At 66.9% G+C, this 17,404-nt stretch carries 1 protein-coding gene (cut by a window edge); it reads left to right on the plus strand.

The window, feature by feature from the left end; all coding sequences use genetic code 11:
* Positions 1–17,404, plus strand: part of the annotated coding region (locus ACL02S_RS07805) for a non-ribosomal peptide synthase/polyketide synthase (RefSeq protein ID WP_503129050.1) (this coding region is incomplete at its 3' end). 17,564 nt of the annotated region lie to the left of the window's left edge; 17,404 of its 34,968 annotated nt are in view.

A 17,404-nucleotide genomic window follows, 5' to 3' on the forward strand; every position in this document is an offset into this window, starting at 1 on the left:
GATCGACATACTCGATGCCACCGAACGGGCCGAGTTGATCACGCGGACCGGGACGGCGGCGACCCAGGCGCGGACGTTGCCGGATCTGCTCGCCGAGGCCGCGGCGATCGACCCGCAGGCACCGGCGGTGGTGTTCCAGGGGAGCAGTCTGTCCTACGGCGAGCTGGACGCGCGGTCCAACCGCCTGGCCAGGCTGCTGCTCGAGCGCGGTATCGGCACCGAGGATCTGGTGGCCGTCGCCGTGCCACGGTCGGACCTGTCGTACTTCGCCGAATGGGCGGTGGCCAAGACCGGCGGCGCGTTCGTGCCGATCGACCCGACCTACCCGGCCGACCGCATCGCGCATATGGTCACCGACTCGGGCTCGCCGATCGGTCTCACCGTGGCCTCGGTGCGTGCCGAGTTGCCGGATGCGGTCGAGTGGCTGGTACTCGACGAGCTGGAGCTCACCGCATTCGACAGCGCCGCGGTCACCGATGCCGACCGGATGCGTCCGGTGCGCCCGGAGCATCCGGCCTATGTGATCTACACCTCCGGTTCCACCGGTGTGCCCAAGGGCGTCGTGGTCACCCACGCGGGTCTTGCCAACTTCCGCGATGAGCAGAACACCCGCTACCACGTCGATTCCGATACGCGCGCACTGCACTTCGCCTCGCCGAGCTTCGACGCCTCGATCCTGGAGTTCTTGCTCGCGATCGGCCGCGGCGGCACCTTGGTGGTCTGCCCGCCAGGGGTATACGGCGGTGCGGAACTGGCCGAGCTGATCCGCGCCGAGCGGGTCACCCACGCCTTCCTCACCCCGTCGGTGCTCGCCTCGCTGGATTCGGCGGCGCTGGCAGATATGCGGGTGATCGTGGCGGGTGGTGAGGCCGTGCCCGCCGATCTGGTCACCAAGTGGGGTGGCGCGCCGGACGGTTCGGGCCGTCGCTTCCACAACGGTTACGGCCCGACCGAGACCACGATCATGACCAATATCAGCGATGCGCTGGTGCCTGGTGATCGGGTAACCATCGGTGGTCCGATCCGCGGTATGCAGTCGCTGATCCTGGACGCCCAGCTGCGGCCGGTTCCGGTGGGTGTCGCGGGTGAGCTGTATCTGTCGGGCATCCAGCTGGCGCGTGGCTATCACGCGCGGCCGGGGTTGTCGGCGGAGCGGTTCGTGGCCAACCCGTACGTTCCCGGTGCGCGGATGTACCGCACCGGCGATGTGGTGCGCTGGACCAGCGACGGTGCGGTCGACTATGTGGGCCGCTCCGACTTCCAGGTGAAGGTGCGCGGGTTCCGGATCGAACTCGGCGAGATCGACGCCGCGCTCACCGCGCACGAAACCGTCGACTTCGCCGTGACCATGGGCCACACCGGTGCCACGGCAGCGGTATCCCTGGTGTCGTATGTGGTTGCCGCGCAAGGGCATACGATCGATGTGCCGACGCTCACCGCGCATGTCGAAGAGCTGCTGCCCGGCTATATGGTGCCGTCGGCGATCATGGTGATCGACCACGTTCCACTCACCCCGGTTGGCAAGCTCGACCGTAAGGCGCTGCCGGAGCCGGTCTTCGCGACCGAGGTGGTCTTCCGCGCCCCGCGCACTCCGGTCGAGCAGACCATCGCCGAGGTGTTCGCCGAGGTACTCGGCATAGAGCGGGTCGGTGTGGATGATTCGTTCTTCGCGCTCGGTGGCGACAGCATCGTCTCCATTCAGTTGGTCTCGCGGGCCAAGGCCCGTGGTGTGGTGTTCACCCCGCGACAGGTCTTCGAACAGCGCACCGTGGCTGGTCTGGCCGCGGTCGCCGAGACCACCGAGACGGCCGCGGTATCGGCGGCGACGCTCGCCGAGCTGCCCGGCGGCGGAATCGGCACCATGCCGTTGACGCCGGTGGTCCGGTTCATGGCCGAGCGGCGCGGCTCCTTCGGCCGGTTCAACCAGATGCTGGCGCTGGAGTTGCCGGTCGGCATCGACCGCGCGGGCATCGCCGCGACGGTCGGCGCGGTCATCGATCGGCACGATATGTTGCGGGCGAGCCTGCGCCGTGCGGACGACGACTGGGTTGTGGAAACCGCCGCGCCGGGCACGGTCGAAGCAGACGCGCTGATCGACCACACCGGATTCGATGCGAGCGTTACCGATGCGGAGCTGGTCGAGATCGCCTCGGCCGCCGTCGATGCGGCGCTGGACCGGCTCGATCCCACCGCAGGCGTGGTCATCCGGTTCGTCTGGCTGGAGCCCGATTCCGCCGAGCGCTCCGGCAGGCTGGTCGTTGTCGCGCATCACCTGGTGGTGGACGGTGTCTCCTGGCGCATCCTGGTGCCGGACTTCGTCGCAGCGTGGGGACAGCGCACCGCGGGGCAGTCACCCGAGTTGGTCGCCCCGGCCACCTCGATGCGTACCTGGGCGCACGCACTGCAGCGCGAGGCGAACAGCCCGGCGCGGATGGCCGAATTGGACTACTGGCGTTCGGTGGCCGGTACGCCCGATCCGCTGCTGACCGAACGTCCGATGGATCCGGCACTGGATACCTCAGGGGTTATCGAGAAATATCAGGTCGAGGTATCTGCCGAGGTCACCAAGGCTCTGCTCACCACAGTTCCCGCGCTGTTCCACGGCGGCGTGAACGATGGTCTGCTCACCGCGCTGGCACTGGCTACCGCGATGTGGCGGGCGCGAAGGGCAGGCATCCGTGGCGATGAGCCGGTGCTGATCCGTTTGGAAGGCCACGGCCGGGAAGAGGACGTGGTACCCGGTGCCGATCTGTCGCGTACGGTCGGCTGGTTCACCGCGATCTACCCGGTCCGCTTCGAGCTGTCCGGTATCGACCTCGATGCGGCGTTCACCGGCGGTGCCGCGCTCGGCGCCGCGGTCAAGGCGGTCAAGGAGCAATTGCTCTCGGTACCGGACAAGGGGCTCGGCTATGGTCTGCTGCGCTATCTGAACCCCGAGACCGGGTCCGAGCTGCCCGCCGAACTCCCCGGCCAGGTGAGCTTCAACTACCTCGGCCGGATCTCCGAGGGTGATGTACCGGAGTCGCTGCGCGGTTTCGGCTGGATCCCGGCGCCGGAGCTGGGTGCGCTCGGTGGCGCCTACGACGCGGATATGCCCGCGATGGCGCCGCTGGATGTGAATGCGATCGTGGTCGGCGACACCTTGACCGCCACCATCGGCTACCCGTCGACCCTGCTGAGCGCCGCCGAGGTGCGCGAGTTCGCCGAACTGTGGACCGCGGCCCTTGAAGCGGTCGCCCGCCATGCCGATTCCAGTGGCGCGGGCGGGCACACCCCGTCGGACTTCCCGTTGTTGCGTACGACAGGGATAACGCAGCGGGATATCGACGGCTGGGAGCGGCGCTTCCCGGCGCTGGCCGATGCCTGGTCGCTTTCGGCGTTGCAGTCCGGTCTGCTGTTCCATGCCCGCCTCGCCGCGAGTTCGGTGGACGTGTACACCGCGCAGGCGGTGCTGACCCTGACCGGACGGGTGGATGCCGCCCGGTTGCGTTCGGCGGCACAGGCCTTGGTGGATCGCTATGAGAACCTGCGCACCGCGTTCGTCACCGACCATGACGGCAATCCGGTGCAGATCGTGCTGGACAGCGTTCGGGTGGCCTGGGCCGAACACGACCGGATCGCCGAAGGCGACGGCGCCGATCTGATCGAGGCCGACCGCATGCGCCGCTTCGACCTCGCCGAGCCGCCGCTGATCCGCTTCACCTTGATCCAGGTCGCGGACGCTTCCGCGGCGGAAGGAGCCCGCTGGCAGTTCGTGGTGTCCAATCACCACATCCTGCTCGACGGCTGGTCCATGCCGCTGCTCATGCGGGATCTGCTGATGCTCTACGCCGCACACGCGGACGGTTCCGTATTGCCCGCGGTCCGTTCCTATCGGCACTTCCTGGAATGGACCGGGCAGCAGGATCACCAGGCCTCGCTGGCCGCGTGGGCGGATGCGCTGCGCGGCGTCGGCGAGCCGACCCTGTTGGCCCGTCCGGATGCAGGCCGGGAGATCACCGCCTTGTCCGGTGAGTACTTCTTCGAACTGGACGAGACGGCCACCGCGCGGTTGACCACGCTGGCAGGCTCGCTCGGCGTCACGCCGAATACCGTGCTGCAGACTGCGTGGGGCATTCTCCTCGGCCGGATGACCAGCCGCGACGATGTGCTGTTCGGCACCACCGTATCCGGACGTCCCGCACAGCTGTCCGGTGTGGAGTCGATGGTCGGTCTGTTCATCAACACCGTGCCGGTGCGGGTGCGCTTCGATCCGGCGGAATCGGCGCGCGATCTGCTGCGCAGGACCCAGGGCGAACAGGCGGATCTGCTCGATCACCACTATGTCGGGCTGGCCGATATCCAGTCCGCCGCCGGTGCCGGGGCCCTGTTCGACACTCTCGTGGTGTTCGAGTCCTACCCGGTCGACGCGGCGGGCCTGCAGGCGCAAGCCGCGGATATCGACGGTATGGCGGTGACGGGGCTGGACGCGGCCGACGCCACGCATTACCCCTTGACCCTGATCGCGCAGCTGGACTCGCGGCTCCGGGTACGCGCGGGCTATCTGCGCGATCTGTTCGACGAGCAGGCCGTGCGGCGTATCGCGGATCGACTGATCCGGGTACTCACCGCGATCATCGATGAGCCGGATACCGCCGTCGGTGCTGTCGAACTGCTCGATGCCGCGGAGCGCGAGCTGGTGCTCTCCGTCTGGAACGACACCGCGTACCCGATCGAACCGGCGGTAACGCCGGGAGACGCTACGCACTCCACCGGGATGACTCTGGTCTCGATGCACTACGACCAGGTCGAACGTACGCCTGAGGCGCCTGCGGTGACCTTCGAGGGGACAAGTCTGTCCTATGCCGAGTTCTCCTGGCGGGTGAATCAGCTGGCCCGCTGGCTGATCGCGCGTGGTGTCGGCGCGGAAACCTATGTGGCGCTGGGCATGCGGCGCTCGATCGATCTTGTAGTCGGCATGTATGCCGTCGTCGCAGCAGGCGGTGCCTATGTGCCGCTTGATCCGGATCATCCGGCCGAGCGCACGGAATACATTCTCGCCACCGCTGATCCGGTGTGCGTGCTGACCTCCGGGGCAGATCTGGATATCGATACCGCGCAGGTGCGAATCGACCTGCTCGATCTGAGCGGGCTCTCGGAAGCACCCATCACGGATGCCGATCGGCGTGCGCCGTTGCGTCCGGTGAATACCGCGTATGTGATTTTCACGTCGGGTTCGACGGGTCGGCCGAAGGGTGTGGCGGTATCGCATGCGGCGATCGTGAATCGTCTTGTGTGGATGCAGGCGGAGTACGGTTTGGCGGCTGATGATGTGGTGTTGCAGAAGACGCCTGCGACGTTCGATGTGTCGGTGTGGGAGTTCTTCTGGCCGTTGCAGGTGGGTGCGCGGTTGGTGGTGGCGAAGCCGGATGGGCATCGCGATCCCGCGTATCTGGCTGAGCTGATTGTCGCCGAGCAGGTCACCACGGTGCATTTCGTGCCGTCGATGTTGTCGGTGTTCGTGGCCGAGGAGCGGGCGGTGGAGTGCACCGGTTTGCGGCATGTGTTCGCTTCGGGTGAGGCGTTGCCCGCGGTGACCGCGCGGCGGTTGCGGGAGTTGACCGGGGCGCGGTTGCATAATTTGTATGGTCCGACCGAGGCCGCGGTGGATGTGACTTTCCATGAGGTGACCGACGAGGACGTGGTGTCGGTGCCGATCGGTGCGCCGGTGTTCAACACGCGGGTGTATGTGTTGGATGGGCGGTTGCGTCCGGTGCCGGTGGGTGTTGCGGGTGAGTTGTATTTGGCGGGTGCGCAGTTGGCGCATGGTTATGTGGGTCGTCCGGATCTGACGACAGAGCGTTTCGTTGCTGATCCGTTCGGTGTGTCCGGTAGTCGGATGTATCGCACGGGTGATTTGGTGGCGTGGACGGTTGCGGGTGAGTTGGAGTATCTGGGTCGTACCGATTTCCAGGTGAAGGTGCGTGGTCTGCGTATCGAGCTGGGGGAGATCGAGTCGGCGTTGACGGCGTTGGAGTCGGTGGCGCAGGCGGTGGTCGTGGTGCGTTCGGACGCGCGTGCCGGTGATCAGTTGGTGGCCTATGTGGTGACGGAGCCGGACACGGCGGTGGATACCGAGGCGGTTCGTGCGGAGCTGGCGCGGCGGTTGCCCGCGTACATGGTGCCGTCGACATATGTGGTGTTGGCGGAGTTCCCGTTGAACGCTTCGGGCAAGCTGGACCGTAAGGCGTTGCCCGCGCCGGTGTTCGAGGCCACGGTGTTCCGTGCGCCGACCACGCCGGTGGAGGAGATCGTGGCGGGTACCTTCGCCGAGGTGCTCGGCGTGGACCGGGTGGGTCTGGATGACGATTTCTTCGCCCTCGGCGGCAACTCGCTCAGCGCTACCCAGGTCGCGGCCCGGCTGTCGGCCGCACTGGATACCGACCTCGGCGTCCGCGAGCTGTTCGAGGCTTCCACCGTGGTCGCGCTCGCGGCCCGCGCGGAGACCAGGATAGGTGCGGGGGCACGGGCGCCGCTGACGCCGCAGCAGCGGCCGGAGCTGGTCCCGCTGTCACTGGCTCAGCAGCGTATGTGGTTCCTCAACCGCTTCGATCCCGGCTCGGCGGTGGACAACATCCCGGCCGCGGTGCGGCTGTCCGGACTGCTCGACCGGCAGGCGCTGCAGATCGCGGTCGCCGATGTATTGGCCAGGCACGAATCGCTGCGCACGTACTACCCGGAACGGGACGGCGTCGCGCATCAGCAGATCGTGCCAACCGCCAAGGTCATCCCGGACCTCACACCGATCGAGGTCACCGAAGCCGATCTGCCCGAGCGGCTGTCCCAGGTGGTGCTGACCGCATTCGATGTGACCGCCGAGGTGCCCTTCCGCGCCAGGTTGTTCGAGATCAGCCCCACCGAGCATGTGCTGGCCCTTGTGGTACACCACATCTCCGCCGACGGCTTCTCCATGGGACCGCTGACCCGCGATGTGATGATCGCGTACGGCGCTCGCGTCGACGGCGGCGAGCCGACCTGGCGTCCGCTGGAAGTCCAGTACGCGGACTTCGCGCTGTGGCAGCGCCAGGTACTCGGCGCCGAAGGAGACCCGAATTCGGTGATCTCCGAGCAGATCTCGTTCTGGTCGCAGACATTGCGCGGACTGCCGGAACAGTTGGATCTGCCCGCGGATCGGCCGCGCCCAGCGGTCGCTTCCGGTCGCGGCGCCACACACACCTTCGAGATCGACGCCGAAACGCACAGCAGGCTCACCGAACTGGCCCGTACCAAGGGCGCGACGCTGTTCATGGTCACGCACACCGCCTTGGCAGTGTTGCTGGCCAGGCTGTCGGGCACCGACGACATCGCCATCGGAACCCCGGTCGCCGGGCGCGGTGAGCGCGCGCTCGACGACCTGATCGGTATGTTCGTCAACACCTTGGTGCTGCGGACCCCGGTCGAGAGCGGCGCCACCTTCACCGAGCTGCTTCGGTCGGCGCGCGCTATCGATATCGCGGCGTTCGGCCATGCGGACCTGCCGTTCGAGCGGTTGGTGGAGATCCTGAACCCGGCGCGGTCGCAGGCGCGGCATCCGCTGTTCCAGGTGATGTTGTCGTTCCAGAACATCGGACACAACCGGCTCGAGCTCCCAGGCCTGACGGTCAGCGGAGTCGATCTGCCGATCGATGTCGCCAAGTTCGACCTGCAACTGGTGCTTTCCGAACGTGACACCGCCACTGCCGCAGCGGCCGATGGCACAGGTGCTGCCCCGGCCGGTATCACCGCTGAGCTGATCTACGCCACCGACTTGTTCGATTCCGGCACCATGGTGGAGTTCGGGCGGCGGTTCCAGCGGTTGCTGACGATGATCGCCGCCACACCGGATCGGCCGGTCGGTGATCTCGCCTTGCTCGACGAGCGCGAGACCGATCTGGCGCTGCGCGGCTGGAACGACACTGCCCGTGCACTGGGGCCGGTGCACACCCTGGTCGAGGAGTTCGCCGGACAGGCAGAGGCAACGCCGGACGCGGTCGCGGTGGTCGACCCGGCCACCGAGGTGGCATTGACCTATGCCGAATTCGCTTCCCGAGTGCGGCGCTTGGCGCGCCGGTTGATCGAGGCGGGTGTCGGTCCGGAGACACTGGTCGCATTGGGTATACGGCGTTCGGTGGACCTGGTTGTCGCGGCGTACGCGGTGCATGCGGCGGGTGGCGGCTATGTGCCGTTGGATGTGGACCAGCCGCTGGAGCGGGTGCGGTATGTGCTGGATTCGGCTGATCCGGTATGCGTATTGACCACTGCCGCCGATGCGTTCGACGGTGCGGGCCACACCACGCTGTGTCTCGATGAGCTGGAGCTGTCCGGGTATTCGGACGCACCGGTCACCGATGCCGAGCGGATCACGCCATTGCGTCCGCAGCACCCGGCGTATGTGATCTTCACATCCGGTTCTACCGGCCGCCCGAAGGGCGTCGCGGTGCCGCATGCCGCGGTGGTCAACCAGATCCGGTGGATCACCGGGGAGTACGGCATCGGCGCGGATGATGTGGTGCTGTTCAAGACGCCTGCCACGTTCGATGTGTCGGTGTGGGAGCTGTTCGGCCCGCTGAGTACCGGTGGCCGGATCGTGGTTGCCGCCGCGGACGGACATCGGGACCCGCGATACCTGGCTGAGGTGATCGCGGCACAGCAGGTCACCATGACCTCGTTCGTGCCGTCGATGCTGACCGTCTTCGCGCGCGGTATCGACCCCGCAGCAGCCGAAGCGCTTGCCTCGCTGCGGATCTTGTTCGTCGCCGGTGAAGCGTTCACCGCCGATGCGGTCGTCGCGATCCGGCGGGTGAGTACCGCCGCGCTGTACAACTTGTACGGTCCTACCGAGTTCACTGTGCACGCGACGCACGGTCCGGTGGCCGAACAGGTGGACGGCGCGGTGCCGATCGGTGCGCCGGTGTGGAACGCGCAAGCGTATGTGCTGGATTCGCGGCTGCATCCGGTGCCGCCGGAGGTCGCGGGTGAGTTGTACCTCGCGGGCGATCAGCTGGCTCGCGGTTATATCGGCCGGGCCGAGCTGACCGCGGATCGGTTCGTGGCAGACCCGTTCGGCGCGCCGGGTGCGCGGATGTATCGCACTGGTGACTTGGTCTCCCGCGACGCTACCGGTGCCCTGGTATACCTGGGCCGTACCGATTTCCAGGTGAAGCTGCGTGGTTTGCGCATCGAGCTCGGCGAGGTCGAAGCCGCGCTCACCGCGCACGAATCCGTCGCGCAAGCGGTGGCGTTGGTGCGTTCGGATGAGCACACCGGTGATCAGCTGGTCGGATATGTGGTGCCCGCGCCGGGCGCGACGGTCGATACCGAGCAGCTGCGCGCGTATCTGTCGACCCGGCTGCCGTCTTATATGGTGCCCGCCGCGCTCGTGCTGCTCGATGTGCTGCCGCTCAATGCGAACGGCAAGCTCGACCGCAGGGCGCTGCCTGCACCTGTGTGGTCGGCGCGGGCCTTCCGTGCGCCGTCCACCCCGATCGAGGAGATCGTGGCAGGCACTTTCGCCGATGTGCTCGGTGCCGATCGGGTCGGCCTCGACGACGATTTCTTCGATCTCGGTGGCAACTCGCTGATCGCCACCCAGGTGGTAGCGCGGCTCGGTGCGGCACTGAATACCACGGTTCCGGTCCGGATGCTGTTCGAAGCACCGGTCGTGGCCGCGCTGGCCACCTTGGTCGAATCGCATGCCGGAACCGGCAGGCGCCGCGAGCTCGTCGCTGGTCCGCGCCCGTCTCGGATTCCGCTGTCGTTGGCGCAGCAGCGCATGTGGTTCCTCAACCGGTTCGACAATCAGACCGCGGTGAACAACATCCCGCTCGCGGTCCGGCTCACCGGCACCTTGGATACCGAGGCATTGCGCCGAGCCGTCGCCGATGTGGTCGACCGGCACGAGGTGCTGCGCACCGTCTACCCGGAGACTGCCGACGGGCACGGCGTGCAGGTTGTATTGCCCGCCGGCCAGGGACACCTCGATCTCGTCCCGAGCGAGGTGTCCGAGGACGAACTCCGGGATCGGATCAGCGAGCTGGTGCTCACCGGTTTCGATGTCACCGCCGAGGTACCGGTGCGGGCCGAACTGTTCCGCATCACGGATCCGCGGACAGACGTGCAGCCGGATACCCATGTGCTGGTGTTCGTGGTGCACCACATCGCAGGCGACGGTTGGTCGATGCGGCCGCTGGCGCGTGAGGTGATGGTGGCCTATTCGGCGCGTTCGCGCGGTGTGGAGCCGGGCTGGGCTCCGCTGCCGGTGCAGTACGCCGATTACGCGCTCTGGCAGCGTGAAACGCTCGGCGCGGAGGACGATCCGGACTCGCTGATCGCCGAGCAGGTCGCGTTCTGGTCGGACGCGCTGGCCGGGCTGCCGGATCAGCTCGATCTGCCGTCGGACCGCCCCCGTCCCGCTGTGGCGTCCAATCGCGGTGACGTGTACGAATTCTCGCTCGACGCCCAACTGGTACGTGAGCTGAACACCCTGGCCCGCACCAACGGAGCCAGCCTGTTCATGGTGGTGCACGCGGCCTTCGCCACATTGCTGGCCAGGTTGTCGGGCAATGCCGATATCGCCATCGGTACCGCGGTCGCCGGTCGTGGCGCGGCAGTGCTCGATGACGCCATCGGCATGTTCGTCAACACGCTGGTATTGCGCAGCACGATCGACCCGGCCATGTCGTTCGCAGAGGTAGTCGAGCACACCAAGGACGCCGATCTGGCGGCGTTCGGGCATGCGGACCTGCCGTTCGAGCGGTTGGTGGAGATCCTGAACCCGGCGCGGTCGCAGGCGCGGCATCCGCTGTTCCAGGTGATGCTGTCGTTGCAGAACGTCGAGCAGGCCGTATTCGAGTTGCCGGGGCTAGAGGTAGCCGGGGTGCCACTGGATGTGGTCACCGCCAAGTTCGACCTGCACCTCAACCTCGCGAACCGGTTCACCACCGATGGCGCCGCCGACGGCATGACCGCCGAATTCGTGTACGCGGCCGATATGTTCGATGCCGATACCATCGCGGGCATCGCACGCCGTTTAGTGCGGTTGCTGACCGAGGTCACCGCGGATTCGTCGGTGGCAGTCGGAGATATCGAACTGCTCGATACCACCGAGCGCACTGCCCTCGTGGAGCGGTGGAATGCCACCGCGCATCCGGTCGATCCGGCCGCCACATTGGCCTCGATGTTCGGTGCGCAGGTCGGGCGCACGCCTGAGACGATCGCGCTGACATTCGAGGGGACGAGTCTGTCCTATGCGGAGTTCGCCGCACGGGTGAATCGTCTCGCGCGCCACCTGATCTCGCTGGGCGTCGGCCCGGACACGATGGTCGGGCTCGGTATGCGCCGTTCGATCGATCTGGTGGTCGGTATGTACGCCGTCACCGTCGCCGGTGGCGCGTATGTGCCGCTTGATCCGGATCATCCGGCCGAGCGCACGACGTATGTGCTGGATACGGCCCGACCGGTGTGTGTGCTGACCACATCGGATGATGGCTTCGACGGACGCGCGGCGCGAGTGATCGAGATCGATCGGGTGTCGTTGGCCGACTATTCCGATGATCCGGTCACGGATGTGGATCGGCGTGCGCCGTTGCGTCCGGTGAATACCGCGTATGTGATCTTCACGTCGGGTTCGACGGGTCGGCCGAAGGGTGTGGCGGTATCGCATGCGGCGATCGTGAATCGTCTTGTGTGGATGCAGCACGAGTACGGCTTGGGTAGTGCTGATGTGGTGTTGCAGAAGACGCCTGCGACGTTCGATGTGTCGGTGTGGGAGTTCTTCTGGCCGTTGCAGGTGGGTGCGCGGTTGGTGGTGGCGAAGCCGGACGGTCATCGCGATCCGGGATATCTGGCCGGGTTGATTGTCGCCGAGCGGGTGACCACGGTGCATTTCGTGCCGTCGATGTTGTCGGTGTTCGTGGCCGAGGAGCGGGCGGTGGAGTGCACCGGTTTGCGGCATGTGTTCGCTTCGGGTGAGGCGTTGCCCGCGGTGACCGCGCGGCGGTTGCGGGAGTTGACCGGGGCGCGGTTGCACAATTTGTATGGTCCGACCGAGGCCGCGGTGGATGTGACTTTCCATGAGGTGACCGACGAGGACACGGTGTCGGTGCCGATCGGTGCGCCGGTGTTCAACACGCGGGTGTATGTGTTGGATGCGCGGTTGCATCCGGTGCCGGTGGGTATCGCGGGTGAGTTGTATCTGGCCGGTGCGCAGCTGGCGCGTGGCTATGTCGCGCGTCCGGATCTGACCGGGGACCGGTTTGTTGCTGATCCGTTCGGTGTGTCCGGTAGCCGGATGTATCGCACCGGTGACCTCGTCGCGTGGACGGCTGCGGGTGAGTTGGAGTATCTGGGTCGTACCGATTTCCAGGTGAAGGTGCGTGGTCTGCGTATCGAGCTGGGGGAGATCGAGTCGGCGCTCACGGCGCTGGAACCGATCGCCCAGGCGGTGGTCGTGGTGCGTTCGGACGAGCGGCTCGGCGACCAGTTGGTGGCCTATGTGATCGCGACCGCGGGCCATGCGGTGGATATCGACAACGTGCGCACGCAACTCGCCGCTGAGCTGCCCGCGTACATGGTGCCAGCGGCGTTCGTGGTACTCGCGGAGTTCCCGTTGAACGCATCGGGCAAGCTGGACCGTAAGGCGCTGCCCGCACCGGTGTTCGAGGCCACGGTGTTCCGTGCGCCTACCACCCCGATCGAGGAGATCGTGGCGGGCACCTTCGCCGATGTGCTCGGCGTCGGCCGGGTGGGTCTGGACGACGACTTCTTCACCCTCGGCGGTAACTCACTGCTGGCCACCCAGGTGACCGCGCGGCTGAGTGCGGCCCTCGACACCAGGCTCGCGGTACGCGACCTGTTCGAAGCCTCCACGGTGGCGGCGCTGGCCACCAGAGCCGAACGCAACGCCGGATCCGGCCGGAACCGGCCCAGCTTGACGGCGGAGAAGCGCCCGGAACGCATCCCGCTGTCACCGGCCCAGCAGCGGTACTGGTTCCTCAACCAGTTCGACACGGCCACCTCCGCGGTGGACAACATCCCGCTGGCGGTCCGGCTGGCAGGCACGCTCGATGTGGCCGCACTGGAACAGGCCATCGGTGACGTATTCGCCCGCCACGAGGTGCTGCGCACCGTCTACCCGCGTTCGGCGGATGGCCCGCACCAGGTGATCCAGCCTGCGGCACGGTCAGCGGTGGCGCTCACGCCGATCGATGTCGCCGAGGAGGACCTGCTCGGCACTATCGTCGATTTCGCGTTGACCACCTTCGACGTCACTGTCGAGGTGCCGTTGGCCGTGGCGCTGTTCCGGGTCGAGACGGGAACGGGCAGCACCGATCATGTGCTCGCGTTCACCGTGCACCACGTCGCCGCCGACGGTTCGTCGATGGGTCCGCTGGCCAGGGACGTGATGGCCGCCTACGCGGCCCGTGTGCAGGGCGAAGCGCCGCAATGGCAGCCGCTTCCGGTGCAGTACGCCGATTACGCGCTGTGGCAGCGGGCGGTGCTCGGGGCAGAGGACGATCCGGAATCTCCTGCCGCGCAGCAGGTGGCGTACTGGAAGACGGCCTTGGCCGAGCTGCCCGATCAGCTCGAGCTGCCCACCGACCGGCCGCGTCCGCCCGCGCAATCGTTCCAGGGCAAGGCGATTCGCTTCGATATCGACCCGCGGCGGCACGCGGGCCTGCACGAGCTGGCGCGGGCACATAACGCCTCGCTGTTCATGGTGGTGCATGCGGCGCTGGCGGTATTGCTGGCCCGATTGTCCGGTACCGGCGATATCGCGGTCGGCACCCCGATCGCAGGCCGGGGCGAACGTGAACTCGACGATCTGATCGGCATGTTCGTCAACACCTTGGTATTCCGCACCGAGGTCGAGCCCGCCGCCCGCTTCGCCGATCTGCTCAGTGATGTCAGAGAACGCGACCTAGAGGCATTCGGCAATGCCGATGTGCCGTTCGAGCGCTTGGTCGAGGTGCTCAACCCGGCACGCTCGACCGCACGCAACCCGCTGTTCCAGGTGGGGCTGTCGTTCCAGAACCTGGCCGAGACCACCTTCGAGCTGCCAGGGCTCACGGTGAGCACAGTCGACTTCGACTCGCAGCTGGCCAAAACCGATCTGCATGTCACGCTGTACGACCGGTACGCGGAAGACGGTACGCCCGCCGAGATCGTCACCGAGTTCGGCTATGCCACCGACCTGTTCGACGAGGCCACCGTACAAGGCTTCGCCGACCGGTTCCTGCGCGTGCTCGACGCCGTCCTTGCCGACGTCACCGTGCGGGCAGGCGATATCGATCTTCTCGCACCGGAGGAGAGCGAGCGTATCCTCACGGAGTGGAACGACACCACTCATGAGGTCGACAGCACCGCGACCCTGGTGTCTCTGCTCGATGCCACGGTGTCCGCTACGCCTGCGGCGGTGGCACTGTTCGCCGATGATCCGGCAGGCCCGCAGGAGCTGACCTACGCCCAGCTCGATGCCAGGGTCAACCGGCTGGCCAGGTACCTGATCGACCGTGGTGTCAGCCCGGAGGATCGGGTCGCGCTGGCGATGCGCCGCTGCACCGAGCTCGTCATCGCGATGTACGCGGTCGCCAAAGCCGGTGCGGCGTATGTACCGATCGATCCCGATCAGCCCGCTGAGCGGACCGACTACATCCTGACCACCGCCGCGCCGGTCTGTGTGCTCACTACCGGGCGGGACGGCATCCGCACCTCAGTGGCCGATACCGTGCGGATCGACACGCTCGATCTCACCGCGTACTCGGATACTCCGGTGACCGCGGCCGAGCGCAACGGCGCACTGGTCCCGGCGAACACCGCGTATGTGATCTTCACGTCCGGCTCGACCGGACAGCCGAAGGGTGTCGCGGTTCCGCATGCCGCGATTGCCAACCAATTGCAGTGGAAGGTGAACGCTTTCGGCCTCGGCGCCGACGACGTGGTGTTGCTGAAGACCGCTGCGACCTTCGATCTGTCGGTGTGGGAATTCTGGTCGGCCGCGGTATCCGGTGGTCGTCTGGTGATCTCGGCTGCCGACGGACACCGTGACCCGGCGTATCTGAACGAGTTGATGCACACCGCAGGCGTCACCACGCTGCATGTGGTGCCGTCCATGCTGGAAGCATTGCTGACCGAGTCCGACGGCCGCCTGGCGGCTTCGTTGCGGCGGGTCCTTGCCATCGGCGAGGCGTTGCCCGCCGCGACCGCCAAGCGGTTGCGCCGGGACAACTCCATCGAGCTGCACAACCTCTACGGCCCGACCGAGGCGGCGGTGTCGATTACCAGCCACCTGGTCACCGACGCCGACGCGGCGGCAGTGTCGATCGGCGCGCCGGAGTGGAACAGCCGGATCTACGTGCTCGACGCTCGCCTGCGGCCGGTGCCGGTCGGTGTCCCCGGTGAGCTGTATCTGGCCGGCGTGCAGCTGGCGCGCGGGTACTTCGGCCGCCCCGAGCTGACCGCCGACCGGTTCGTCGCCGATCCGTTCGGTGACCAGGGTGCGCGCATGTACCGCACCGGCGACCTGGTGGCCTGGAATGCTGCCGGAGAACTGGACTACCGGGGGCGCACCGACTTCCAGGTGAAGATCCGTGGCTTCCGGATCGAGCTGGGTGAGATCGAAGCCGCACTGTTACGACAGGATTCGGTGAGTGCGACCGCGGTTGTCGCACACCATGATCCGAGTATCGGCGATCGGCTCGTCGCCTACGTGGTACTGCGGGCACCGGGCGAGATCGACCAGCGCGCGCTGCAATCCGCACTGTCGGCCGAACTGCCCTCGTACATGGTGCCTTCGGTGCTGATCCAGCTGGATGCGTTGCCGCTCAACGCGAACGGCAAGCTGGATCGCAAGCAGCTGCCGCAGCCTACCTTCGAGAAGACGGTTTTCCGTGCACCGGTCACACCGATCGAACAGATCGTCGCCAACACGTTCGCCGAGGTACTTCGGCTCGATGACCGTGCGGGTATCGAGTCCAAACGGCTCGGTCTCGACGACGACTTCTTCGCCTGGGGCGGTAACTCGCTGCTGGCCACGCAGGTCGCAGCCCGGCTCGGTGAGGCGCTCAATACTCGGGTGCCGGTGCGCCTGCTGTTCGAGGCAGCTACCGTCGCCGCGCTCGCGGTGCGAGTAGAGCAGCACGCCGATATGGGTGGTCGGCGCGCGCTGACCGCAGGCCCGCGTCCGGAGCGAATTCCGTTGTCGCTGGCGCAGCAGCGGATGTGGTTCCTCAACCGGTTCGACACCCAGTCGGCGGCGTACAACGTGCCGATCGCGGTGCGGTTGTCCGGTGCGTTGGATGTCCCCGCACTGCGTGCCGCGATCGCGGACCTGGTGAGCAGGCATGAGATCCTGCGCACCATCTATCCGCAGACCGATTCGGGTCCGGTGCAGGTCATCCTGCCGACCGCGCAGGCGCTGCCCCGGCTGGAAGTGCGGGTGGTCACCGCGGCGGATATCGAACCCGCGGTACTCGAGCTGACCTCGACGATCTTCGATGTCACCACCGAGGTGCCGGTGAAGGTCGCCTTGTTCCAGATCGCCGGAGACGGTGCGGAGACCGCGCCGGACGCTCCAGCGGACTATGTCCTGGCCATGGTCGTGCACCACATCTCAGGTGACGGTTCCTCGGTCGGCCCGCTGACCAGGGACCTGATGATCGCCTACGCCGCTCGGTCGGCGGGGGAAGCGCCGAACTGGGCGCCGCTCGAAGTGCAGTACGCGGACTACAGCATCTGGCAGCGCGAACTGCTCGGCAGCGAGGACGATCCGGAATCGCTGGCCGCCAAGCAGGTCGCCTACTGGCAGCAGGCCCTGGCCGACCTGCCCGATCAGCTCGATCTCCCCGCGGACCGGCCGCGGCCCGCGGTGCAATCGTTCGCGGGCGGCAAGGTCGAACTGCGGGTGGACGCGCAGACCCATCAGGCGTTGCTGGATTTGGCGCGCGCTGAGGGCGCGACGCTGTTCATGGTGGTGCACACCGCACTCGCGGTGCTGCTTGCCCGACTGTCCGGCACCAGCGATATCGCCATCGGCACACCGATGGCAGGCCGCGGTGAGCGTGAACTGGACGATCTGATCGGCATGTTCGTCAACACCGTGGTGTTCCGCACCAGGGTCGATGCGGGGGAGTCGTTCACCGATCTACTCGCCAGGCAGCGCGAGACGGACATCCAGGCGTTCGCCCATGCCGATGTGCCGTTCGAGCGTTTGGTGGAGGTGCTCAACCCGGTACGTTCGACCGCGCGGCACCCGCTGTTCCAGGTGGGCCTGTCCTTCCAGAACCTCGCGCAGACTGCGTTGGAGCTGCCTGGCTTGAGCGTGTCCGGATTGGATATCGATACCGAGCTGTCGCAGTTCGACCTGCACCTGATCGCGACCGACCGTTAT

Origin of the sequence: Nocardia spongicola (genome assembly GCF_047200775.1) — a bacterium.
Lineage (GTDB): Bacteria > Actinomycetota > Actinomycetes > Mycobacteriales > Mycobacteriaceae > Nocardia.